Below are 25,027 nucleotides of genomic sequence, written 5' to 3'. Positions count from 1 at the left end.
AGTTATAGAAACAGTTTACGGGTTACTTCTTTTAAATAGAGATGTGACGGTGTGGATCTGAACATTTCAATCCATCCGGTCTCTTTTCCTTCCGCAAGTTTAATTCTGTACTGTTGATACTTTTTTTGTTGTTCACTCATCTTGCCCTGATGTTTCTCAAAGCAGGCATAATAACCGACAGTCTCGTCACCGGAAGTTGAAATTCGGTCACGATCAATCTCCATATTCACGACCTGCAGTGTGTGGGGAGCCGTTTTGATCGGTCCAAAATCGTGAGCAAGACGAATCCATAAATCATAATCCTGCGCTGATGGAAGTTTTTCATCATACCCGCCAACACTTTCAATGTACTCTTTTCTGGTCAGTACCTGGTTGCCAACCTGGTTATAGTAGAGAAGGTCGTCAAGAGTAATAACAGCTTTCTTTTTCCAGACGATCTCTTTTTCACCAAAATCGAGTCGGTCATTCGAAGTAACAGCTGCAAATCCATCTTCAAACTCCTCCATCAACTTTTCAATACGCTTAGGTCGCCAGAAATCGTCGTCATCCAATCCGGCGATATATTCTCCCTTGGCATGATGAATGGCAATATTTCTGCAGGCTGCGGCACCCTGTGAATATTCATTTCGGACTACGGAAATATTCGGATGTTGATTTTGGAGATTACGGAGCAGATCCGGAGTCGAATCATCCGAAGCATCATCTACAACGATTACCTCCATATTTTCCCAAGTCTGTTCTAATGCCGAATGGATTGCACGCTCTAAAAGTTTCGCTCTGTTCTTGGTGGGGATGATGGCACTTACAAGTGGATAATTGCTCAATTTTCTTCTTCCTTCAAATGATTATATTTTCGTTCACACAAAATACAGATGATAAAAGAGACATTCATAACAATCGCCATTTGCACATATAACCGGGCTAGCTATCTCCGGGATACACTGAACGATCTGGCGAACCAAACTGCTGAAAACTCACAGTTTGAAATTTTAGTTATTGATAACAATAGCTCGGATCAAACTCAGGAGGTTTGCCGGAAATTTCAGGAGGCAAACAGTAACCTGCAATTTCGGGTGGTGAAGGAGAAAAAGCAGGGCTTATCGTATGCCAGAAACCGTGCGATTGAAGAAGCTGAAACCGATACACTGCTCTACATTGATGATGATGTAGAACTCAAGAGTGATTTTGTAAGTGCTGCAATTGATTATATGAATAGATATCCGGAGGCTGTTTGTGCGGGGGGGCGGATATTTGTTCGGTTTGATGAGAGTGAGCCCGATTGGATTCCGGACGAATTGATGCCAATGTTTGGCCTGCATGATTTGGGAGATGATGAGAGATTCTATCCAAAAACGAATTTCCCTCGCGGTGGAAATATGCTGATTAAAAAAGAGGTTTTTGATACAATCGGTCAATTTGATACCGATTTGGGACGAATCGGGAAGCAACTGCTGGGAAGTGAAGAGAAGGCCTTTTTTGATCGTGCAAGAGAACATGGGTATCACCTCCACTACTGGCCGTCAATGAGTTTACATCACAGGATTGGACAGAAGCGTCTCACAAAAGAGTACCTCAAAAATCAATCTATCGGAATTGGTTTGAGCGAAAATCTCCGCCTTAAAGAGTTACCCGGGAAAAAAGCGGTAAAGCTGCTGAGTGAAATTGTGAAATTTACCGGCAGTATCATACTGAGCATCGGGTATCTTATGAGAGGAAGAACAAAAGCCGCCTCATTTATTTTGCAGTTCAGAATTTGGGTTTTGAGAGGCTTTCTGAAAGCTGACCGGGGAGGAGTGTAGAGTTGGGAATTATAGCCAAACAGAGCGCCTGGAACAGCCTGATTACGTATATTGGGATCGGGTTGGGTTTTGTACTGACAGTATTTCTCTACCCGCACATTTTGAACCCCGATCAATACGGCCTGACAAGAGTCATGGTTTCGGCTGCTCTCATCCTCTCCCAATTTGCACACTTGGGTTTTAACAACCTGATTTTGCGTTATTTTCCATTTTTTAAAAATGCATCTCCGAAAGAACATGGGTTTCTTTTTTGGGCGTTAACGGTTCCTTTCGGTGGGTTTCTGCTATTCACACTACTCTTTTTTCTATTTGATGAACTGCTAATTCAGGTCTATTCAGATCGCTCCCCGCTATTTGTGGACTATTATCTCTGGCTGCTTCCGCTGACGCTCTTTGTACTCTATTTTGAAGTGCTCAATAACTATCTAAGGTCACTCCGGGATTCCACCACCGGTTCACTTGTGAATGAAGTTTCTCAGCGACTTTTTGCTATTCTGTTTTTGGGTTTCTATTTCTTTGGATGGATAAGTTTTGCGGAGTTTGTGGCACTGTTTGTTTTGAGCTACGCGTCGCAGCCACTTCTTATTTTAGGGCAAATTATTCGGAAGAGGGAGTTTCAAATCAAACCCAATTTTAACATTCTGAAAAAACCGCTGGTAAAGGGAATGGCGAATTACAGTCTCTATTCTCTGCTTGGCGGTCTCACAACGGTGCTGGTGTGGAATGTGGACGTTTTAATGCTGGGCTCTATGGCCGGCCTGGATAGCACTGCAATTTATGCGATCGCTTTTTACGTCGGGTCGGTGATTGCGGTTCCTCAACGATCTATTGACAAAATTGCGACTCCTCTAATTTCAGAATTTATTAAACAGAAGAAGTGGAAAGAGGTCGATAGAATTTATAAGAAGACTTCTCTTAATCAGTTGATATTAGGTATGGCCATTTTTGGTATCATCTGGATAAATATAGACCTGCTTTTTTCCTTTTTGCCTGAAGTGTACCGGGATGGAAAATGGGTGGTCTTCATTATTGGAATTGGAAAATTGATAGACATCGGCAATGGAGCGAACGGTGTGATTTTACTGAACTCCCGACACTACAGAGTGAGTTTTTACACGAATATTGTGTTGGTAGCCGTAACTATTTTTGCAAACTACATGCTAATTCCACTGTACGGAATTGAAGGGGCCGCGATTGCATCTGCCGGTGCGATTTTTATTTACAATGGAGTAAAGTTTTTATACGTAAAATGGAAAATGAAATTGACACCATTCACCTATAAAACATTTATTGTGATATCGCTGGGTGTGATTGCACTTTTCATCTCAAGCCGGGTAAATTTTAAGATCGATAATTTATGGATAACCGGAACTCTTCAGTCATTGATCTTTTTATTACTCTTTGCGATGCCAATACTATACTTCAAAGTTTCTGAAGACATTCACAATTTGATTTTTAACAGAAAATGAAAGGATTAAGATGAAGGCACTTCTTGTCAATGATCATTCAGGTAAACCGGTAATGGAAATGGGTGAAGTGAAAGAGCCAATACCGGGTGAGTATGATTTGCTGGTAAAGATAAAAGCGACCGCATTGAACCGGGCGGATCTGCTCCAGAAAAGAGGTAAATATCCTGTTCCTGAAGGTGAATCAACCATCTTGGGACTGGAAATGGCCGGTGTGGTAGAGAGTGTGGGTAAACAGGTCACAAAGTTTTCTGAGGGTGATCACATATTTGGGCTTCTCGGAGGTGGAGGGTATGCTGAAAAATGTACCATCCATGAAGACATGGCAATGTTGATGCCTGATTTCATGTCTTTTGAAGAAGCAGCTGCCATTCCGGAGGTTTTTTTAACAGCCTACCAGTCTTTGATATGGCTTGGGGAGTTGAAGGATAAAGAAACGGTTCTGGTTCATGCAGGAGCCAGTGGCGTAGGCACAGCAGCTATTCAGCTGGCAAAACATCTGAATCATGCAAAAATTGCCGTTACAGCCGGCAGCAAAGAGAAGCTGGATTTATGCCGTTCGCTGGGTTCTATTCTGCAGATCAACTATAAAGAAGAAGATTTTGCTGAGGCAATCCGCAATCGGTTTGGTGAAAACAGCATGGATCTTATCATCGATTTTGTGGGTTCGCCATATTGGGAAAGTAACATTGATTGTCTGTCTATGGATGGTCGGGTTGTGATTCTCTCAATGCTGGGAGGAGTTACTGTAGAGAAGTTGAATTTGATACCCATTTTACGAAAACGGCTGACAATTCGAGGTTCAACACTCAGAAATCGATCTGTTGAGTATAAAAAAAGATTGACCGGAGAGTTTTGGGAGAAAACAGAGCAACTGTTCAAACAAGAGGAGTTAAGCCCGGTTATTAGTGCAATTTTTGATTGGAATGATGTAGAGAAAGCACATCAAATGATGAGTGAAAACAGAAATGCCGGCAAAATTGTGTTAACGGGCATGTAGAGCGAGTTAGATAGATTTAATCAAAAAAACGGCTTTGTTAGTCAGATTTATAGGCATAAATGCGTAGGTTCTGATATTTTCGATGAAGAAATACATTGAACCCGTTAAACCTAAATGGCTCAGCAAATAATTATATCATTTATGGCTCTGCTCATGCTCGCTGCTGCGGGAACTCCGCAATATTCGGATGTGGATCTCAGTGTGAGTATGTCGGAAACCTTTTCGCAAAATGATCTGGATGACCTGCTGATTGGAATGACTGAACAGAGTTTTTCAACGGCACTGTTCAATATTACCGTAGAGAATACCTCAAGCGGAATTTTACGGGACAATTTTATTAAACTGGAGCTGAAAAGCGAAGAGTTTGGAACTATTTTAATGGTAGAACAGACGGCTTCCGGCCTCTTTACGCTCAACCCAAACGGCAGAATTACATTTTCAAACCTTGATGTATCTGATGTTTCGAACTTGTCGATCGAAGGGGAACCATCGTTTGACTTTACACTCACATCGAATGGCAGAAGGCTGGTTCAAAATATTAGACGCGGGTATCTGATCACCGATGATCGATACACACTCGATATTTCACTCATGCAGAGAATGAACGATGAGTTTAGCAAAATATCAGGATCGTCGGTTTCTTTTGAGACAACTCTCAACCGGAGTGAGTTGACAATTCAATCTGAACCGGAGGTGATTTCGGGGTTAAGAGGGTTGAATGTTTCTGAAGAAGCGCCTCAGTTTCAATGGAACGGTGAGCCTAATCAGGTTTACAGATTGATTATTGTTGATGCTGACCGGGCGATGAACTCCGACAGACTTTTTGATGAACGGTTTAACCTTGACCACTCTGAAGAGAGTATTCGCGATGAATCCTTAGGAGTGGTTCTGGATGTGTTAGCCGATAGCCCGCAGTATCAGATACCGGAACGGTTTGCCGGACTGTTTGAACCGGGTAAAACCTATAGATGGCAGGTTCAAACCACAAAACAGACCGTTCGAAATGAGGAAGTTCAGGTATTTTCAGAACGCTTTGAATTTACTACATGCTTCCCGATTGAAGGTGAGATGAGGACTCTCCTGGTCAATTTGTTTGGGGAAGAGCGCACAGAGGAATTTATAGAAAATGGCTTGTTATTTGATCAGATTCAGATAGACGGAGTGTCCTATTCAAAAGATGAAGCACTCAGAATTTTGAGGGAAATGGCAGGCAAAATTGAAAGGAATCAATTAAAAGTAGTTAGCTAATGAAAGGTGGCCATAATGAAAAAGACAATTATTTCTCTATTTGTGATTGGTGCAGTTATAACCGGAATTATTCTGATGATGTCAGACAGATCCGATTCGGTTTACGAAGAGCCGGTTTTGAATGAAACAGATGATGAGATTGCATTTGTGCGACGATATGTGCCGGATGTTACAGTAACAAATGCATCATACAGAGACTCATTACAGGAAGTTGGAAGAGGGTTGGTTTCAGGTGATACACTCACAACCAATAACAGCGGGTATGCGATGGTGTTGTTTTTGGATGAGTCGATTGCGAGAGTCAGTCCTCAATCTCAAATGGTCATTCGAAGTGAACTTAATCCTGAACGAAATCTGAATATGCGTACTCATGTCGGCATGTTACTGGGAGGGATGTTCCTGGATGTGGAAAGCAGACCGGACCGCGAATTCGAGATAACTACGACTCGGGCGGTGGCGTCTGTGAAGGGAACACGTTTTGGTGTAACGGCCGATGATAAAATCTGGGTAGAAGAGGGGGAAGTTGAAGTAACATTAAGAGAGACCGGTGAGGTCCGTTCGCTTACAAACAGGATGTTCATCCAGGTACAGGACGACGGTTCTGTAGACAGCGGTGAGCTTTCTGATGAGGAGCTGATGGAACTGGCCGAGGAATTTCAAATTCTGGAGAGTGACCTGATTGAACGGCAGATGAAAATTCAGTTCAGAAACAGAGCAGGTGACACTGTGGAAGAAGAAATTCGCGTATATGAGCAAACAGACTCAACTGTGGAGTAACAGTTAGTCTGTAAATGTGAGTGAGCCCTCTTTCCAATTTATTGGGAAGAGGTTTTTTTTATTGCTTCGATATTTCGCCGATGACTTTTGTATTTTTCAACCATGAATAGAAGAGCAGGCAAAAAGATTGCAATTATTGGAGGCGGGGCAGCCGGTTTTTTTACAGCTATAAATGCTGCAAGACAAAACCCGAAACTGGATATTACCATATTTGAGAAATCGAGAGAGGTGTTGTCGAAAGTACGAATATCGGGTGGGGGACGCTGCAATGTAACTCACAACTGTTTTGATCCGGAGCTGTTATCACGTCACTATCCGAGGGGAGGAAAAGTACTGCGATGGAGTTTTGAACAGTTTCAGGCCAGTGATACTGTGGAGTGGTTTGAGTCGAGAGGTGTGAGACTGAAGGCGGAGCCGGATGGAAGAATGTTTCCTGTTACCGATGATTCACAAACAATCATAGATTGCCTGATGAACGAAGCTCGAAAGAATGGAGTAGAGATACGTACGAAAACTAAAGTGGATGCAATTGTGCCCGAAAGCAACGGCGGATTCAGTTTATCCATCCGAAGTGAAGAGCCTCAATATTTTGACCGGGTTGTTGTTGCCACGGGCGGTTACAACCGCGGAAAAGCGTATGGCTGGCTGAAAACGTTAGGCCATTCAGTTCATTCTCCGGTACCGTCCCTTTTTACATTTAACTTTCGTGAAAAAGTACTGTCTGATTTGGCCGGAATTTCTGTAAAGAATGCTCATGTAAAAATTGAACAGCTTCCTTATGAAGAGGCCGGTCCGGTTCTTATTACGCACTGGGGCTTGAGCGGTCCTGCTGTTCTGAAAATATCTGCCTGGGCTGCGCGGGAGTTACACGAACTGGAGTATCGGTTTGATGTTTTGATAAACTGGGTCTATCCCGCCAATGAGCAGGATGTTCGCGAAGCACTGATGAAGCTGCGTGATTCAAACGCCCGGAAAACTGTGTCGAAGCAGGATTATTTTTCATTCCCTAACAGACTGTGGGATCGGTTTCTGGAACTGTCTGAAATAAAAACAGATAAGCGATGGGCAGATCTTTCGAATAAGGAAATCCATGATCTGACACAGCCTCTATTTAGAAGTCGATTTAATATTCAGGGCAAAACCACTTATAAAGAGGAGTTTGTGACGTGTGGCGGAATCCCGCTGGACGAAATTGATCCCGATACGCTGGAGAGTAAAAAAGTCCCCGGGTTATATTTTGTGGGAGAGGTTCTGGACATCGATGGGGTAACCGGCGGATTCAACTTTCAGGCGGCATGGACGAACGGCTGGCTGGCGGCGAATGCTATTTCTAGTCTTGAGTCGTAAGATACAAGTCTTGAGCTCTCATGACTCAAGCCTATGGACTCACGACTATCATCTACAAATACTTACTCGCGATATTCGCCAGTGTAGATCGTTCACCTTTCTCCAGATTGATATGTGCGTAGATATCATTGTTGTGAATCCGGTCAATCATGTAGGAGAGGCCATTGGTTTGTGTATCCAGATACGGTGTGTCGATCTGGAATATATCTCCTGTAAAGATGATTTTTGTATTCTCACCGGCGCGGGTGATGATGGTTTTGATTTCGTGCGGTGTCAGATTCTGCGCTTCATCGATGATGAAAATCACATTGTTCAATGAACGTCCACGTATGTAGGCCAACGGCTCAATCGAAAGTTTTTCGGTCTGAACCAGCTCATCAACCTTTTTGTACTGAGCGCTGCTCTCCTTGTACTGATTTTTGATGATGCTCAGGTTATCCCAAAGCGGCTGCATGTAAGGGTCGATTTTTGATTTTACATCTCCGGGCAGATATCCGATATCACGGTTGCTTAACGGGACAATCGGCCGCGCCAGGTATATTTGCCGGTACTCTCTTCTCTGCTCCAATGCACCGGCCAGTGCCAGGAGAGTCTTCCCTGTACCGGCTGCTCCTGTGATAGTTACCAATTGGATGGCTGGGTTCATAATGGCATGCAGTGCGAACGTCTGTTCGGCATTTTTTGGAGAGATTCCGTAGGCGCTCATCGGCTTGATCAGCTCCACGCTTTCATTTTTGGTGTTGTAATGTCCTAAAGCCGAGCAGGAGTGGTTTTTCAGAATATAGTAGTGATTGGTGATTGGATCACTTTTTTCCAGCTTGTTGTGTTTGATGTGTCCCTTCTTGTAGAGATCGTTGATGGGAGCGTTGTCTTCAAACTGGAGCTCCGTCTTTCCTTTGTAGAGATGGTCAATGTCTTTGATCCGAATCGTCTCATAATCTTCAGCATCGAGTTTCAATGCCCGTGCTTTCAATCTAAGATTGATGTCTTTGGATACTAAAACCACCTTTTTGGAGGTCTCCTCTTCTCTTAAATGAAGAGCGGTATTTAGAATCCGGTGATCATTTTTAACAGAACCGAAAAGTCTGGAAGCAACATCATCCAATCCTTCATCACTGACTACTCTAATTTTTCCGTGAGTTTTTCCGTTCAGCGGAATCCACTTTTCAATCATATTTGCGTCAGAGATTTTATCCAGATAGCGGATAAACTGACGGGCATGAAGATTGGTTACGGAGTTGCCTTTTTTAAAGGAGTCGAGCTCCTCAAGCACGGTGATGGGGATAGCGACATCGTGCTTTTCAAAGTTTTTGACGGCGTCGGAGTCGTAGAGAAGAACGGAAGTGTCGAGTACAAAGATCTTCTTCGCTTTTTTGGCACGTGGCATAGGCAAAGCGGCTCAGGTTTATGGGGGCTATTCTGTAGATTGCTTATCTAACTATACCTAAACGGCCCGATAGAATCAATAAGTTGGGGAAAGTTAATGGTGATTTAATCTGTCAAAGAAAAAATTTTTTTTAACGGACAGTTCACTCACCAAAAAATATGATTTTATCTCCTATCACTCAGAATTGCTCAGGGTGAAAAATATCCAACTGTGAAGTTACTTAAGTATTAGGCGAAAAATGATAGAGTGCGATGCTCAACGCCACGGCGGCATTTAAACTCTCCACATGGTCAGCATTTCCATCAATCTTGATCTTCTTCCTACCTTTCATAAGCTCAGGATGAACACCATTTCCCTCATTACCAATAATCAGGATATCTTTTATGGTCGGTTTGGCGCTCTTCAGGGAAATCGAATCTGATCCGCCATCCAATGCGGCAACGTTCCAGCCGGAAGATTCAAAATCTGAAAAAACATCTGCAAGGTTTGATTTCGAATATGGAAGCGCTCCTGTAGCTCCGGCGGTGCTTCGAACTACTTTAGGGTGAAAAGGATCAACAGTTCCATGCCCGATGATCAATCCCGTTACATTAAACCATGATGCTGTGCGAATCATCGTACCCAGGTTTCCCGGATCCTGAATTGCGTCAAATGCCACAATTAGACCCCCCATGATTTTCATTTGATCAATGGCAGACTCTTCCGGGATCCGGCAGATTGCGAGAATACCCTGTGGCGTTTCAGTATCGGATATGGATTCAAATTCGTCAGAATTGACTTCAAAAATGGGCAGCCCTGAATTTGAGATTGAAACGGGGAGATCGACGTCTTTCTGAATCACAGCAGCTTCTACATGAATGCGTTTTTGGTTGATGATCTGCTCAACACAGCGTAACCCTTCCGCAATGAACTTTTGCTGCCGTTTGCGATACTTTCCCTGAAGCAGTTTTCTCCATTCAGTGAGCTGACGATTCGAAGGGGGTGTGTGGGACATAAAAATTTATTTAACTGCTTTGCATAAATTGGGTTTCGCTGATCAAGGCTCTATATTCCAAGAAACTACTAATTAAGACAAACATATAGTATGAAAGATTTTTTGAGCACGCTCGGTATCAAAGAGAAGAATGCCGGAACATCAACCGGTGTAAATTACATTGAAAACACGTCTACCAACCTGATCACAAGCCATACACCATCAGACGGTTCTGAAATCGCATCAGTTTATGAAACCTCCAAGGAGGATTATGAACAGGTGGTGAAAGCATCACAGGAAGCTTTTAAAGAGTGGCGAATGATGCCGGCTCCGCAACGCGGGGAAATTGTCCGCCAGATCGGTCTGAAACTTCGTGAATACAAAGAGCCGTTAGGGAAACTGGTATCGTATGAGATGGGTAAAATCTACCAGGAAGGTTTGGGTGAAGTTCAGGAGATGATCGACATCTGTGATTTTGCTGTGGGGCAGTCTCGAATGTTATACGGAAAAACGATGCACTCTGAGCGTCCCCAACACAGAATGTATGAGCAGTGGCATCCGCTAGGTCCTGTTGGAATTATTTCCGCTTTCAACTTTCCGGTTGCAGTGTATAGCTGGAACGCCATGATCGCTGCAATTTGTGGTGATACCGTCATCTGGAAAGGGTCGGAGAAAACACCTCTCTGCTCGGTAGCGGTTCAAAACATTATTGGGGAAGTATTGAAAGAGAATGACGTTCCGGAAGGAGTTTTCGGAATGATCACCGGTGGACGCGAAGTCGGTGAGTGGATGACAACCGACGGACGAATCCCTTTGATTTCCGCAACCGGATCCATTCCGATGGGCAAGCAGGTTGGTAAAACCGTTGCTGCACGGTTGGGTAAAACGATTCTGGAACTTGGTGGAAACAATGCGATTATCATTAGTAAAGAAGCTGATCTGGAGATGGCCATTCGTGCAATTGTGTTTGGAGCAGTCGGAACAGCCGGACAGCGCTGTACCAGTACGCGCCGGTTGATTATTCACGAAGATGTGTATGACGAGCTGAAAGATCGCTTGGTGAACATTTACAAGAGCATCAATATCGGAGATCCGCTCGATTCCGATACACTGGTTGGACCGCTCATCGATCAGGATGCAGTAGATGCCATGCAGAATGCGCTGAAGAAAGTAGAAGCTGAGGGCGGTTCCGTAGTTTGCGGAGGAGACGTTCTCGAAAACCTGGAAGGGCATTACGTGAAGCCGGCTATTTGTGAAGTGGAAAATCACTATGAAATCGTACAGCACGAAACGTTTGCTCCAATTCTCTATCTGATTAAGTACAGTGAACTTGACGAAGCGATAGAACTGCACAATGGTGTGGTCCAGGGACTCAGCTCATCCATGTTTACGCTGAATATGCGAGAGATGGAGAGATTCCTGAGTCATGCAGGCTCCGATTGCGGAATTGCCAATATCAACATCGGAACCAGCGGTGCGGAAATTGGCGGTGCGTTTGGCGGGGAAAAAGAGACCGGCGGTGGACGCGAATCGGGATCAGACGCTTGGAAAGCGTATATGCGCCGACAAACCAACACCATCAACTGGGGCGATGAATTGCCGCTTGCGCAGGGAATTGAGTTTGATGTGTAATGGTTAGGTAAATGCGTTTCATGCATTTTAGGTGGATTTTTATCCAGCCGGTAAAAATATAGACACAACTATTCGTGGCACGCCTTAATGACGTGCCACGATTGTTTTAATTACAAGCTTAAAACTCGACTCGAATGCTAAAAAACTTACTTTCTACCAAACTTGATCAATTTGTCAGCCCCGATATTGCAATATTAATCTTACGAATTGGTGCAGCCGCACTAATTATGACTCATGGCATTCCAAAACTCCTAAGAGTCCTGGATGGTGATTTCAGCTTCGGTGATCCTATTGGAATCGGTTCAACGGCCTCACTTCTTCTCGTTACCTTTGCCGAAGCGATTTGTGCAGTTTTTGTATTAATCGGAGCGTTTACACGAGTGGCATTGATCCCTCTTATTATCAATATGGCGGTGGTTGTTTTTGTAGCTCATGCAGATGATCCATTCAGCAGAAAAGAGTTGGGACTGTTTTTTCTGATCAGTTTTATTGTGCTGTTCTTCACCGGCGCCGGCAAATATTCCGTTGATCAGAAATTATTTGGGAAGTAAGTGTTTTGCCCGTAGCATCATAAAGTGATAGTTCTATAATGGTTATTTTGGTATAGATCACTCTTCCATGACGTCTAAAAAATTCCAAAAGAAAGAAGGTGAAGATATATTAATCAGAAGCAATCAACACCCGTCTATTTTTTATGGCGGGGTACTGTTTTTGATCTATAATATTGCGGTGATTTTGGCAGGGGAGGTATATAAAGCCGGTCTTATTTTTATAATGATAGGACTGTTTTGGACAGTTTTTGGATACTTTAAATGGACATATAGAGAGTATATTGTTACAAACAAGCGTTTGGTTATAGTTTCCGGGTATTATTATTTGCAAACAGAAGAGTATCCATTCAATAAAGTGGATAATATTACTTTATATCAAAATTGGGTCGATAAATTTTGGAATAAAGGTATGGTAACACTCTTTGGTATTGGGATCCGGACTAAAAAAATCAAGGGTTTAAAGAGTGCTGAAAGGCTCAAGAACGCAATTCACAGTCAGTTGTCAGTTAACCCTGAATCTTATTTTTCATCTTAACCTTTGAATGGCATCGTTGAAGTCCAAAAGACTTTGATGAAATAGACCTTCTAAATAACCAGGAACAGAGAATGAGGAGGCTCCGATGGAGCCTGGATATTACACAATTCATTACGTGCTATAAACAGGCAACTCCTCCGGAGTAGTATTCCGAATTAACAAAGTCTGGCATACTTGTGGCACGACTTGAAGGCGTGCAACAAGTGGATTAATCCAACTCTTCAAATATTCGAAAACTCTCCGGGCCGTATTGGAAGAGAAGATCATACAGACAGCACCACGGCTCAAATCCCTCAAAATGCTGCCGATATTCCGGATGGGTAAACTTTAACTCACTCTGATTTTTTCCCTGCCGCTGGTAGTGCCGCGCATCATGCTCCTGATAGTAGATTTCTGCCCCTAATTGTTTTGCGAATTCATCCGGATCGGAGGTGTATCCCTCCATTCCGCTTGAAAAATCGATTTTCGCTGAAATTTCCAGCTCCAGAAATTGAAACAGGCGTTTTCTCAAAAACAGTGAGAAATCAAGCAGATATTCAAAATTGTGACCCATCTCGATATCAGCTCGAACCTCAGGCTCATAAAAGTCATAATAGACGCTGTTACTGTAGTTGAACTTCAGTGAGCGAAGCATCGGGCTGATCCAGTCTCTGGCATGATCAATTCGAACTTTATTGATCGACTTTTTTTTATCGGCCGTCATCACAGGAATGGAGATGTAGTCGGTTCCTTCAGGTGTGCGAATCAATGCGCGGTGGGTTCGGCCTTTTCTTGACCACTGCTCGGTATCTTGATAGACAATGTGATTGGCTGTCATCATCGTTGACAAATCGTGTAGATCCGGAATCAGAACAGGTTGAAGGATTGCCAGTTTCATATTACCGCGCTGCCTGATACTCTTTGTCAAACGACTCTTCGATATGCTCAATACGTCCGGCAATCTCTTCCCACTTCTCCATCTTTTCCGCGGAATCAGATTTTACAGCCTCATACTCCAGAGAAATCTCTTTCACTCGGTCTTCATCATCATAAAACGCCGGATCAGCCATCTGCTCCTCAATCTCCATTTTTCTTACTTCCAGTTGTTCAATCTCTGTTTCAAGTTCTTCAATCCGTTTTTTGAGGGGTTTTACTTTTCGCGATAGCGCATTTCGTTTTTCCGCTTCGTACCGGCGCTGCTCTTTCCGGGTCATTCCTACGGTTGGATCTGCAGAGCCCATTTTTTCTGATTTCTGCCCAGTACTCTTCTCCTCAATTGCATCCTGTTCCTCGCGCTTTTTATCGAGATAGTAGCTCACATTACCCAGCCACGTTTTAATATATCCGGGCTGAATTTCGAGCGTTTTGTTCACAATGGGATCGAGGAAATCCCGGTCGTGCGATACAATCATCAAGGTACCCTCATACTGCTGCAAAGCCTGCTGAAGAATGTTTTTCGACTGCATGTCGAGGTGGTTCGTCGGCTCATCAAAAATGAGAAAGTTTCCGCTGTTGAGCAGCATTTTTGCCAGTGCAACCCGGCTCTTCTCTCCACCTGAAAGTACACCAACTTTTTTGAATACATCATCCCCCACAAATAGAAAGCATCCAAGGATGGTTCTGAGACGCGTATCATTTTCACCCGATCCTGCAAGTCTCATCTCTTCAAGCGGTGTGTTTTTCGGATCCAGCTCATCTGCCTGATGCTGTGCAAAATAACCGGGTGTTACATTATAACCGACCTCTCTCTTTCCGGAAGTGATTGGCTCGATGCCTGCCAAGATTCGAATCAGGGTCGATTTCCCGGCCCCGTTTGGTCCCACTACCGCAATCTTATCGCCCCGCTCTATTTCATAGTCAATTCCGTCAAATACAGTGTTATCCCCATATTTTTTTACCAAATCGGTCAGTTTCAATACAACCTGACCGGCACGGTCGGGGGGCGGAAAGCTGAAGGATATTTCAGACTGCTCCTCATCCAGTTCAATCTCTTCCATCTTTTCCAGCTGTTTGATCCGGCTCTGAACCTGTTTCGCTTTCGTGGCTTTGTATCGAAAACGATCAATAAACTCCTGTGTCTGCTTCATCTCTTTCTGCTGATTTTCCATCTTTTTCTTCAGCAGCTCCTGTTCTTCGGCGTACTTTTTCTCGTAAAAAGTGTAGTTGCCGGAATAGTCGTTTAAATCACCTTTTCGAAGAGCAAGTGTTCTTGTCATTACGGAATCGAGAAAGGCACGGTCGTGAGATACGATGATACAGGCACCTTCATAGTTTTTAAGAAAGGACTCAATCCATTGGAGTGATTCTATATCAAGATGATTAGTAGGCTCATCCAGCAGCAGGTAAGTTGGCTTGCGGAGCAGTAGTTTTGCCAGAGCGATTCTCATCAGCCAGCCTCCACTGAACTCCGTTGTAGACCGGGTAAAATCCTCTTTGCTGAAGCCTAGCCCCATCAAGACACGTTCGATATCGGCTTGAAGGGTGTAACTCCCGATGTTTTCGAGTTGATGTTGGACTTTGCCAAATTCGTCCAATGATTTATGATGCTCTTCAGATTTTGGATCAAGTGTGTCCAGCTTATTTTGCAGCTTTTCCAGTTTATCCCTGAGGGCCAGAATTTCAGAAAATGCCTGCTCTACCTCACCATAAACGGAAAGTGATGGGTCGGGATCCACACCATCCTGAGGAAGATATCCAACTGTTGCACTGTTACTCATATTTACACTTCCGGAGTCGGCCTCTTGTTCGCCGGCGATGATCTTGAGCAGGGTAGATTTTCCGGCTCCGTTTGGTCCAACGAGCCCAATTCGTTCACCGGGATTGATCGTAGTGGATACGCCATCAAAGAGCGGTCTATCGCCAAAAAAGAGAGTGATTTTGTCAAGTTGAAGCATAAAAATAAGTAAAAACCCTTCTAAAAATTTTAGAACCGGATTTCCGGCTGCAATTATTAACCCGTTTAGGATGTTAGGCCGATCAAAGTTATTTTAAGCGTGAAAAATACCAATCATTCTGATCTGATTTAAATATTTCTCATATGAAGACAGTGATACGATTTGCTCCTGTTTTATTTTCTATACTTCTCTTTGCCTCGTGTAACAACACAGAACTGCAACAACCGGTATACGAATATGCACTGACCAGTCCGGCTGATACCGGTTCGCGCTATCCATATCTACACCAGGATGAGGAGGGTAAAATTTACATGAGCTGGCTGATGGGGATTGAGGAGGATATGTATGCACTTCAGTACTCCACATACAGCGAAGGGCAATGGACTATGCCCGGCACGGTTAAAGTAGGGACTAACTTTTTTACCAACTGGGCGGATTTTCCGTCTGTTATCGGGTTTGAGGGAGAACCAATGGCTGCACATTGGCTTCGAAAGGTTGAGGGAGGTCCTTATGCATATCATGTTCAGGTTTCATTCCCACAGGAAGGCTCTCTGCGATGGGCTGAACCTATCACACCACATCTTGACGATACAGCGACGGAGCATGGATTTGTTACCATCCGTCCGATAGATGAGGACCGAGTTCTGGCCATTTGGCTGGATGGTCGTGATACTGAGGGACGGGCTGCCGATGAATATGAAGATATGAACAAATCAATGACACTTCGATCAGCAGAAGTGACTCGTTCCGGTGAAATCCTAAGAAGCAGAATTATCGACGATTCTGTGTGTGATTGCTGCCAAACCGATCTTGTAAAAACAGAAAATGGATTCCTTGCTGTATATCGTGATCGAACAGAAGATGAAATTCGGGATATATACATATCGAGATACAATCTTGAAACGGGTGAATGGGGTGAGCCGATGGCTGTTCATAACGATAACTGGAGGATCGGGGCGTGTCCGGTTAACGGGCCCAAAGTGGTTGCTGACGGTGACCGAGTGGCGGTGGCATGGTTCACGATGGAGGGAAACGAGTCGAGAACGTATCTCATTCGATCAGATAATGGTGGTGAAACCTTTGGGGAACCAATTCAGATTGGAGGCGATCGTTCAATGGGGCGTGTAAATCTGGCTTTGCTGGAGAATGGAAGCATATATGTAAGCTGGTTGCGCCACCGGGGCGAAGTGGGAGATGTGATGGTTACGGAAATAGACTCCGCCGGAAATATTAAAGAGAGTGTACTGGTTGGACTAACCTCACCATCCAGAAACAGCGGGTTTCCTCAGATGAAAGCAACCGATGACGGTCTCTTTTTTGCGTGGACTCAAACAGCTCCGCTCATTAGGGTTCGTACGGCGTTGGTACCGTTTGATGCATTTGATATCCCTGAATTGTAATAGATTGTTTCTTCAACTTGTCTTCATCTAGATAAGCACTATTTTATATTGAAATGTTAAATTAAACGAAATACTATGCTCAAATACTCTACAAAACTGATACTTTTTATTACTGTGTCAACTCTGTTTCTTGGGTGCGCTTCCCTCTCTGCCCAGACCGACCGGGACGACTATCGCCAGCAGGCTATTGAAATTTTGGAAAGTGTTCCGCTTTTTGACGGTCACAATGATGCGCCGCTGCAATATCGAAATCGTGCCGGATATAAATTCAGCGAACTCGATTTTTACGATACTACACACCTCGAACGTGCCATGCACACCGACATCAACCGTCTGAGAGAAGGCCGTGTTGGTGCACAGTGGTGGTCCGTTTATGTGTCGGCAAACTTGCCGGAAGCCGAGGCTGTGAAACAGACCATGGAGCAGGTGGAGTTTGTTCACCGGATGGCGCATGAGTATCCTGATGTGTTTGAAATTGCACATACTGCAGATGATGTTGAGCGCATCTTTGCAGAAGGGAAAATCGCTTCCCTGATGGGGATGGAGGGTGGCCACTCTATTAATAATTCTCTTGGCGTACTTCGAATGTTTCATGAGCTGGGTGTTCGCTATATGACGCTGACACACGGACGAACACTTGACTGGGCTGATGCTGCCGGTGATGATCCGAAACACGACGGTCTCAGCGAATTTGGTGAAGAAGTGGTGCGCGAAATGAACAGATTGGGTATGGCCGTGGATCTTTCACACGTTACTCCGGCTACTATGAAAGATGCTATACGTGTTTCTGAAGCACCGGTGATGTTTTCTCACTCAAATGCACGTGCCATCTCAAACCACCCTAGAAATGTACCGGATGATGTACTGCAGCTTCTGCCGGAAAAAGATGGCCTGGTGATGGTCACTTTTGTTGAGTCGTTTACATCTGAAGAGCTGCGTCAATACTACGCCGAGCGAAACGGCTACCGTGCTAAAATAGAATCGCTCTATCCCGGTCAGCCGGACATCATCAGAGATAGAATGGAGGAGTGGTCAGAACAAAATGAAATGCCAAAATCTACGCTGGAACAGGTAGCGGATCATATCGATCACATCCGCGATCAGGTCGGAGTGGATCACATCGGAATTGGCGGAGACTATGATGGTATCTCTTCCCTTCCAACAGGGCTTGAAGATGTATCAACCTATCCTGAGTTGTTCGCTGAACTTCTCAGAAGAGGGTATAGTGAGGAAGATCTGCGAAAGATCGCCGGTGAAAACATGCTCCGTGTAATGCGTGGAATTGAAGCAACCGCCGTACGGCTTCAGCAGGAACGAGGGCCGTCTGAAGCTCTCATAACAGACTTTGAGTAAACAGATTTCAAAAAGCTGACCGGAAAGGCGGACTGTAGAGGGTCCGCCTTTTTTGGTTTAAACATTATTTTCAGACATTGCCACTGCCGGATACAATCATTTAACGATCAGAATAAGAAAGAAAAGTCACTCGCTATGAAACGACTGCTACTTACAACAATCCTCACATTTTGTATCTACTCACTCGGTTTTTCACAAACTGCAACCAAATATGAAATTTCCTTTGATAACGCCGTTCATCACGAGGCGGAGATCTCAATTTTGTTTGAGAATTTGGAAGAGAAAGATCTCGAAGTTCGTATGAGCCGGACATCTCCCGGCCGATATGCACTCCATGAATTTGCCAAGAATGTGTATAGTGTTAAAGCGTATGATGAAGATGGAAATGAACTAACGATAACCCGGCCCAATCCACACCAGTGGAATGTGAGCGGACACAGCGGAACGGTTCGGTTTGAGTACACTCTGTTTGCCAATCGCGGCGATGGAACCTATTCACAAATTGATGAGACTCATGCCCACCTGAACATTCCGGCAACATTTGCCTGGGCCCGAAATTATGAGCATCGTCCTATTGAAATCACCTTTAATGTAAGGGAAGACTGGGACTGGAAAGTGGCAACACAGCTAAAACACATTGAGGGTAATAGATACTACGCACCGGATCTTGACTATTTCCTCGACAGTCCCGTTGAGATAGCAAATTTTCATCTTAGGGAAAGGGAGTACCGGGGACAGAACATTCGGATGGCGCTTCACACCCATGCTTCAGAAGAAGAGATTGACGACTATTTTGAGAAAGTGATGGCCATTGTTGAACACCAGACAGAAGTTTTTGGCGAAATGCCGGCTTTCGATTACGGTGAGTACACCTTTTTGAACTGCTACATGCCGAACGCAAGCGGTGATGGAATGGAGCACAGAAACTCTACCATTGTTACTGGTTCCAAACCATTGGAGCGGGCGTTGGGTGATTTTAGAATCAGCACAATATCCCACGAATTTTTCCATGTCTGGAATGTAGAGCGGATTCGTCCCGCCTCGCTCGAGCCGTTTGATTTTGAGGAGGCCAACATGAGTGGTGAACTCTGGTTTGCGGAGGGATTCACAAGCTACTATACTGGGCTGACACTGGTACGGGCCGGTATTATTTCAGAACAAGAATATGTGGAGGGGCTTGCCGGCGGGATCAATTTTGTAGTCAATTCTCCCGGCAGAAATTACTTTAATCCAATTGAAATGAGCTATCAGGCACCATTTGTGGATGCAGCCCGCTCGGTGGATCCTACCAACCGCGAGAACACGTTTATTTCCTACTACACTTATGGGAGCATTCTTGGCCTGGGGCTCGATCTGATGCTGAGAAATGAAGATCTGAACCTGGATGATTTCATGGTACTTATTTGGGATAAATATGGACGGAATGAAATACCGTACACGGTACGCGATATACGTGATGCTCTGGAAGAGTATGCCGGAACGGAAATGGCTGATGAGTTTTTTACCCACTCTGTTTACGACAGCAAGTTGCCTGATTATCGATCACTGTTGGAATCGGTAGGCGTGAATATCGAAAGGGCAAATCCCGGCCGGGCAACTTTGGGTACAGCGGTTCAGATCGAGAATGGCGTGGGTAAACTGAGAACCAATGCGATTGTGGGTTCCCCGATATATGAAGCAGGAATCAACCGGAATGATGAAATTGTTTCAATTGACGGAGTATCGCTGGCAAGTGTGAACAGCATAGATGAAATTTTGAGCTCAAAGAGTCCGGGTGATCAAGTTGAGGTTACATTCAACCGACTTGGAGAGGAATATTCAGTTAATATAGAGTTGGCAGAGGATCCATCCATTCGCACCGGATTGATTGAGAGGCTATCGGAATCACAAACTGAAAAGAGAAGTGCCTGGCTGAAGTAATAAAAATTCATCAAGCCAGAAGAGCCCAATGGTTTGAGTTGGGCTCTATTTTTAAAATACATTTCTAAAGCTCACTAAGGATTTCCCGAATCCACTCCCAGGAACTGTCTCGAGCTGTTTTGTTGGCTTGTGTGACGTCTGGGGCATCACCTGTTCTCATATAACCGTGTCCGGCACCTTCATAGATGTTGTAGATATAGGTTTTATCGTATTTCTGCATGAGCTCTGAAGTTTCGGGGATCGTGGAATTAATTCGCTGATCATTTCCTCCATAAAAACCATAAACGGGCACGGAAATCCGGCTGATTGCTTCCTCATTGGTGGGAGCACTGCCGTAGAATACGAGAGCCGCGGAAAGTCCGGTTGCATTCGTTGCATAACGGAAAGTTTGTGAACCGCCCCAACAGAACCCGGCTACTGCCACTTCCCCGGTGGAGGCGGGTAAACCCGAAACATAATTTTGCACGGCCATCAGATCCCGGGTGATCCGGTCCGGGTCGAGATGATAGAGTGCATCGCGGGCGGCATCACTCGATTCAAAATCTCGGGTACGTTTGTGGCTCTCATCAAAATCGGACAGCAAATCCGGGGCGATGGCGATATAACCGTCAGCCGCAAGTTGATCTGCAAAACTGCGAACCCAATCGGTGAGTCCGCGGTTTTCGTGAAGAACGATTACAGCCATTGCATTTTCAGAGACTTCAGGGTAGACAACGAAATTGTGGATGGTACGGTCACCATCCTGAACTTCGACCCATTCATGGTGACGCAGTGAATCTTCGAGCTGCTGAAGGGCAAAATCCTGAGCGGATAGGACATGGCTTGTAAATAGGAGGGAAAGTGAAATGATCAGAAATTTCATAGGTATTCAATTGATTGCGGACTATATGACTTAAAGTCACAACCCGGTGAAATCGTTCAGTTTGTAACAGTCGGCTCTGAACGCCCGGCTCGTGTGCCGAGTCCGTTTGGGCTCTCTTTATTCCACTATACTATCCATCAAGCCAATGGATCAAATCATGATCAAATATGTTAATTTCACAATTCCGGCACGGCTGTTCAGGATGAAATCTTTCCGAGGATCGAAGAGGTCCTCATTGTCTCCGGTGATATGGTAGTTGATATTAAATACGAGGAACAGATCACTCCCCGGCCGGTGTATCCAGTTGATGCGAAGGTTTGTCTGCGGGTTTCTGGAAAAATTGTCGTATTGAACCAAAGCCCTGGCAAACAGCTTTCGGCTGATGGCACCCAACATCGATGTTCGTATGGTGGTGGCTTCGAAATCTCCATTCTCGAACGGCAGACGAATGATCGTATGGCCAACACCGCCCTCTACATGAAAGTGTCTCGATTGTCGAAATCCGAAATCGACACCAAAGTCAGTTCGATTGCCATCGTAGAACTGGCCTGTTGAGAAATCGAACGATCCAAATACATTACGGGCTTCATCGGTTTTTCCACTGGCTGACAGAGTGTGAAACGTGTAGTCTCCGGCGGGAATAATAGCATCCGAACGGAGGGCAAAATCATTGATGAGTCGCTCAAACTGTCGGTCATACTCTACTTCAAATGATTGACGGTTTCCAAACTCAGACCGTATGGAAGCTGAAAATTCAGTGGTTTGAAGTGTGCCGTCCTGCCCTTCAAAATAGTCGAAAGAAGTTCGGAAATAGAGTTTTCGGATAGAGGGGATCAAGTTGAAATCGACGTTGGGTTTATATCCGAGATTTGCAGAGTACTGACGAAAATCACGCCGGCGTACAAAGCCAAGCTCCGGCCGATAGTTAACTCCGACGGACGTAAATGATGTTCCGCCTTCATAAAGATCATTCTCAAGTTGAAGGGAGATATTTCCGGCAGCATCGTTCAGCATACTGTTCTCATCCCAGACGTTGGTGAACCAGGCATCGAATTGGCTGGAGCTCCAGAAACGGTATTTAGTGTCGAGGCCGAGCGCGCGATTAAATCCGTCCGGACGCTCAACGTTGGTGAAAATGGTTCCAACCGTTGCCCTTGGAAAAACATTTGCCTGCAAGCGAGCTACTGTATTGTTTGTTGAGTTGACTCCAAATAGATCGCGCATTCCACCGCCGGTTTCAATATTCATCAGGCCGATAGAGTAGCGTCCGGTTTGGCCGGTAAGTCTTGCTCCGGTCAGAATCTGATCGGTCAGACCGATATTTCTGGAGAAAAAGGTTTGGGTTGAACGGACATTTCCATGCTCAAAAAGCCCGGCTCGCTCCAGGAAGAACTCCCGTTTTTCCGGAAAAAAAAGGTTGAAGCGAGTCAGGTTTAGCTGAACGTTATCAGCTTCAACCTGGGCGAAATCGGTATTTACAGTGAGATCGAGCGTTATGTTGGAGGAGAGACTATATTTCAGGTCACCGCCAAAGTCGTAGGTATAGTCGATATCGGTGGCTTCCTCCTGCAGGCTCGGGCGAACTTCCTGTGCACCGGATATCACGTACGGTTTAATCTCAATATTTTTTCCTCTGTTAATCCCCTTCAATCCTTTCAGTCGACCATATTGAGAAGCGGCTGCCAGCACTCCAAAACTTCCGCCATACTCCATCCCAATCGCCGGCCAGAGAACGCGCTCATTTTTGCGGTTGATCATACGTGACACCATCAACCCAAATTCCAGCTCTTCACCTTCAGGAAACCGAAGCTGGCGAAACGGAATGGCAACTTCCAGGGTCCAACCCTCATCATCAATCACAGTTTCACTCAAGAATACCGCATCCCATGAAAAACTGTCGTAGTTGAGAACTTCATTCGTTACCAGGGCATCATCCTGTGTGCCGAGAGCGTTCATTTCAAACAGATAGGCGTTGCGTCCGTCGAGGTAGGTGTCTATCCCGATATAGGCATGGTCGTCTCTGTTGTTACGTCCGCCGCGCTCCAGGTTTTTGGCACGGATCAGGTCAGGATTTTCATCATAAAAACGAAAGGCGAAATAGAGGTTGTCGCGATCGTAGGCGATACGAACCTCGGTGTCTTCAGTAGCCGGTTGACCGTCGCGAGGCCACACCTGCGTAAATGTGGTGATGGGAGGGATCTCCTGCCAGACCGGATCGTCCAGATTACCATCAATAAATGGGGGCGTATCTGTAAATACAGCGTGCACCTCAAAGTCTGTGGGAGCGGGAACCGGCTGGGTAGTTTGAGCAAGTATGGGTTGATCAGGCAGAATAGACAGACTAAAAAGAGCAGCAGAAAGAAATAACAGTTTCATCCGATAGATTTCAGATTTTGATTTAATAAAGATTTTGTAAAACCGGGTATGTCATACTGATGTTTCCTACTCTTATTCGGGGAATCAAGCAGATGGATTATTCAGCAGATGTATCGCTTGGATCTGTATGATACGTTTTGCCGATTATGTAAAGATTTCAGACCAATGAGAGAATATAGGAAAACGGATGAAGGCAATACGTAAAAAATTTAGTTTGTGTTAACCATAAAATGGATGAGTGCAGATATTGAAATAAACCTATGAATTGGGTTAATTAGCTAAGACAAAGGTTGTCGGAAATTTAGTTAAGTTGATCATACGACAAGCTTTTATATCACCTTTCCAGCGCTATTGCTCTCAAACCATCACTCAAAAAGCGATAGCTATGAAAGTACTTTCAACTCTTTTTACAGTAAGTGTATTCGGTTTCGCTGCACTTACATCATGCACAAATCAATCGGCGGGGAGTGCTGCCCCGGAAAACCCGGAAGGGGAATTAAGGGAGTTATGGAATCAGTTTACTCAAAACTGGAAAGCGAGTGATGCTGAAGCCTCAGTATCGATCTATCAGGCTGATGCTCTCAACATTCCAAATAATTACAAGACAAATAGCGGCCGGGAAGAAATCAGGGAGTTTTATCAATTTTTGTTTGATAACCATCAGCCCGTCGACTACAGGCACAGAACGGAGTCGATCTATTTTAACGGAGATGTAGCCGTGGAGTTCGCCACCTTTCGGGCGGAATGGATTTCAAATGAAGGAGAAGAGTGGTCGTATGATGCCCGGGCACTAATTCACTGGAAAAAAGATCCGGATGGCGGCTGGAGGATACAGACGATGTTGTTTAACAACCCGCCTGAAGAGGAATCACAGCCATGAAATGGAAAGAGTTCTTATCGGTGATGGACTTTGGAATATCACTGATGCCGTCTATTGTTTCCATCATGGGTACGCTTCCCTATTTCGAGCGACCCTGGATTCCGGTCATTATTGGCATTGCCGTTCTTTTTGGGTTGATTGCTCTTTTTATTCATAACAATCTGGGTAAGAAAGAGAAAGCACTGGCCGAAATTCTTGCAACCGGATATTTTATCAACTTTTTGGAGCCGATGGCACGGAACATTGGTAAAAGAACGGAGGTGAGGTTCCGGGATGAACATAAATCTATGCACTTTGATATAAACAGTATTGAGATAACGGTTTACATGCCGATGAACTCTGATAGCCTGGATCAGATTTCAGATGTTCTAAATAATCAGAAAGGATATCAAAATATCGATATCATCAACGCAAAAGACGGGACTCCGTTTTGGTCGCGTGCGAAGGTAGAAGGAGATCGATTAAAAATTGCAGATTTCCCAAGAACACTGTTTTCACTACCCCGTTTTGTGAAAATAAGTCTGGGTCAAACCAAACCGAAAAAGATCCGGCAATATTACGAAGGGTTTGCGGAGCAGCTGGAAGATCTTTTGGAGGATAACCGGCAGGATTACGTTTTGAGACGCATAAAAGTTGAGAAGGTGTGAT

The 25,027-nt window shown here is 44.6% G+C and carries 21 protein-coding genes; 14 read left to right on the top strand and 7 right to left on the bottom strand.

Features of this window, described 5'->3' with window-relative positions; translation table 11 throughout:
• Positions 1 to 2 precede the first annotated feature (2 nt).
• Complete coding sequence (locus tag BG260_RS00405) at positions 3 to 824, bottom strand: glycosyltransferase family 2 protein (protein ID WP_069129966.1); 822 nt, start codon at positions 822 to 824, stop codon at positions 3 to 5.
• 48 nt (positions 825 to 872) lie between these two features.
• Between BG260_RS00405 and BG260_RS00400 the strand changes: the two genes are divergently transcribed.
• The 6 genes from BG260_RS00400 (at position 873) to BG260_RS00375 (ending at position 7,637) form a co-directional block, all read left to right on the top strand.
• Positions 873 to 1,799 (top strand): glycosyltransferase, encoded by a 927-nt coding sequence (locus BG260_RS00400; RefSeq protein ID WP_069129965.1) that lies wholly within the window; start codon positions 873 to 875, stop codon positions 1,797 to 1,799.
• Positions 1,800 to 1,801: 2 nt separating this feature from the next.
• Complete coding sequence (locus BG260_RS00395) at positions 1,802 to 3,268, top strand: lipopolysaccharide biosynthesis protein (RefSeq protein WP_069129964.1); 1,467 nt, start codon at positions 1,802 to 1,804, stop codon at positions 3,266 to 3,268.
• A 10-nt stretch (positions 3,269 to 3,278) separates the two neighbouring features.
• Complete coding sequence (locus BG260_RS00390) at positions 3,279 to 4,265, top strand: NAD(P)H-quinone oxidoreductase (RefSeq protein WP_069129963.1); 987 nt, start codon at positions 3,279 to 3,281, stop codon at positions 4,263 to 4,265.
• Between the two features lie 141 nt (positions 4,266 to 4,406).
• Complete coding sequence (locus tag BG260_RS00385) at positions 4,407 to 5,513, top strand: hypothetical protein (protein WP_176719394.1); 1,107 nt, start codon at positions 4,407 to 4,409, stop codon at positions 5,511 to 5,513.
• Between the two features lie 15 nt (positions 5,514 to 5,528).
• On the top strand, positions 5,529 to 6,290 hold the full coding sequence (locus tag BG260_RS00380) for a FecR family protein (RefSeq protein WP_069129961.1): 762 nt from the start codon (positions 5,529 to 5,531) through the stop codon (positions 6,288 to 6,290).
• A gap of 102 nt (positions 6,291 to 6,392) precedes the next feature.
• Positions 6,393 to 7,637, top strand: a complete 1,245-nt coding sequence (locus BG260_RS00375) for a BaiN/RdsA family NAD(P)/FAD-dependent oxidoreductase (RefSeq protein WP_069129960.1) — start codon at positions 6,393 to 6,395, stop codon at positions 7,635 to 7,637.
• A 52-nt stretch (positions 7,638 to 7,689) separates the two neighbouring features.
• On the opposite strand, the gene BG260_RS00370 is transcribed toward BG260_RS00375, so the two are convergent.
• On the bottom strand, positions 7,690 to 9,024 hold the full coding sequence (locus BG260_RS00370) for a PhoH family protein (protein WP_069129959.1): 1,335 nt from the start codon (positions 9,022 to 9,024) through the stop codon (positions 7,690 to 7,692).
• A gap of 220 nt (positions 9,025 to 9,244) precedes the next feature.
• Positions 9,245 to 10,018, bottom strand: a complete 774-nt coding sequence (locus BG260_RS00365) for a TrmH family RNA methyltransferase (protein ID WP_069129958.1) — start codon at positions 10,016 to 10,018, stop codon at positions 9,245 to 9,247.
• A 90-nt stretch (positions 10,019 to 10,108) separates the two neighbouring features.
• Here BG260_RS00365 and amaB point away from each other — a divergent pair, with 90 nt between their 5' ends.
• From amaB to BG260_RS00350, 3 genes are all read left to right on the top strand, one after another.
• Positions 10,109 to 11,629: an L-piperidine-6-carboxylate dehydrogenase gene (gene amaB, locus BG260_RS00360; RefSeq protein ID WP_069129957.1), complete on the top strand. Its 1,521-nt coding sequence runs from the start codon at positions 10,109 to 10,111 to the stop codon at positions 11,627 to 11,629.
• A gap of 134 nt (positions 11,630 to 11,763) precedes the next feature.
• Positions 11,764 to 12,180, top strand: coding sequence for a DoxX family protein (locus BG260_RS00355; RefSeq protein ID WP_069129956.1), 417 nt, complete (start codon positions 11,764 to 11,766; stop codon positions 12,178 to 12,180).
• Between the two features lie 67 nt (positions 12,181 to 12,247).
• Entirely contained in the window at positions 12,248 to 12,715 is a 468-nt protein-coding gene (locus tag BG260_RS00350; protein WP_069129955.1) for a PH domain-containing protein, read from the top strand.
• Between the two features lie 208 nt (positions 12,716 to 12,923).
• Here the strand turns inward: BG260_RS00350 and BG260_RS00345 are convergent, their stop codons facing one another.
• Positions 12,924 to 13,592 (bottom strand): WbqC family protein, encoded by a 669-nt coding sequence (locus tag BG260_RS00345; protein ID WP_069129954.1) that lies wholly within the window; start codon positions 13,590 to 13,592, stop codon positions 12,924 to 12,926.
• A 1-nt stretch (position 13,593) separates the two neighbouring features.
• On the bottom strand, positions 13,594 to 15,588 hold the full coding sequence (locus BG260_RS00340; protein ID WP_069129953.1) for an ABC-F family ATP-binding cassette domain-containing protein: 1,995 nt from the start codon (positions 15,586 to 15,588) through the stop codon (positions 13,594 to 13,596).
• Between the two features lie 143 nt (positions 15,589 to 15,731).
• Here BG260_RS00340 and BG260_RS00335 point away from each other — a divergent pair, with 143 nt between their 5' ends.
• The 3 genes from BG260_RS00335 to BG260_RS00325 all read left to right on the top strand — a co-directional run bounded on the left by BG260_RS00335 (position 15,732) and on the right by BG260_RS00325 (position 20,261).
• Positions 15,732 to 16,988: a sialidase family protein gene (locus BG260_RS00335; protein ID WP_069129952.1), complete on the top strand. Its 1,257-nt coding sequence runs from the start codon at positions 15,732 to 15,734 to the stop codon at positions 16,986 to 16,988.
• Positions 16,989 to 17,063: 75 nt separating this feature from the next.
• On the top strand, positions 17,064 to 18,341 hold the full coding sequence (locus tag BG260_RS00330; protein ID WP_069129951.1) for a dipeptidase: 1,278 nt from the start codon (positions 17,064 to 17,066) through the stop codon (positions 18,339 to 18,341).
• A 135-nt stretch (positions 18,342 to 18,476) separates the two neighbouring features.
• Positions 18,477 to 20,261 carry a M61 family metallopeptidase gene (locus tag BG260_RS00325; protein ID WP_069129950.1) on the top strand — a complete coding sequence of 595 codons (1,785 nt, stop codon included), beginning with the start codon at positions 18,477 to 18,479 and terminating at the stop codon, positions 20,259 to 20,261.
• A 64-nt stretch (positions 20,262 to 20,325) separates the two neighbouring features.
• On the opposite strand, the gene BG260_RS00320 is transcribed toward BG260_RS00325, so the two are convergent.
• Together BG260_RS00320 and BG260_RS00315 are read right to left on the bottom strand one after the other, a co-directional pair.
• The gene (locus BG260_RS00320) at positions 20,326 to 21,123 is read right to left on the bottom strand and encodes a dienelactone hydrolase family protein (RefSeq protein ID WP_069129949.1); all 798 of its coding nucleotides are present in this window, start codon (positions 21,121 to 21,123) and stop codon (positions 20,326 to 20,328) included.
• Positions 21,124 to 21,273: 150 nt separating this feature from the next.
• Positions 21,274 to 23,499, bottom strand: a complete 2,226-nt coding sequence (locus BG260_RS00315; protein WP_069129948.1) for a DUF5916 domain-containing protein — start codon at positions 23,497 to 23,499, stop codon at positions 21,274 to 21,276.
• A 385-nt stretch (positions 23,500 to 23,884) separates the two neighbouring features.
• On the opposite strand from BG260_RS00315, the gene BG260_RS00310 reads away from it, so the two are divergent.
• Positions 23,885 to 24,379 (top strand): YybH family protein, encoded by a 495-nt coding sequence (locus BG260_RS00310; RefSeq protein ID WP_069129947.1) that lies wholly within the window; start codon positions 23,885 to 23,887, stop codon positions 24,377 to 24,379.
• Positions 24,376 to 25,026, top strand: coding sequence for an STING domain-containing protein (locus BG260_RS00305; protein WP_069129946.1), 651 nt, complete (start codon positions 24,376 to 24,378; stop codon positions 25,024 to 25,026). Before BG260_RS00310 ends, BG260_RS00305 begins: the two co-directional genes overlap by 4 nt.
• Position 25,027 lies beyond the last annotated feature (1 nt).

The sequence above is a fragment of the Rhodohalobacter halophilus genome (assembly GCF_001715195.1).
GTDB classification, from domain to species: Bacteria; Bacteroidota; Rhodothermia; order Balneolales; family Balneolaceae; genus Rhodohalobacter; species Rhodohalobacter halophilus.
The sequence above is the reverse complement of the archived record's forward strand: the minus strand, read 5'-3'. Positions and strand labels throughout refer to the sequence as shown.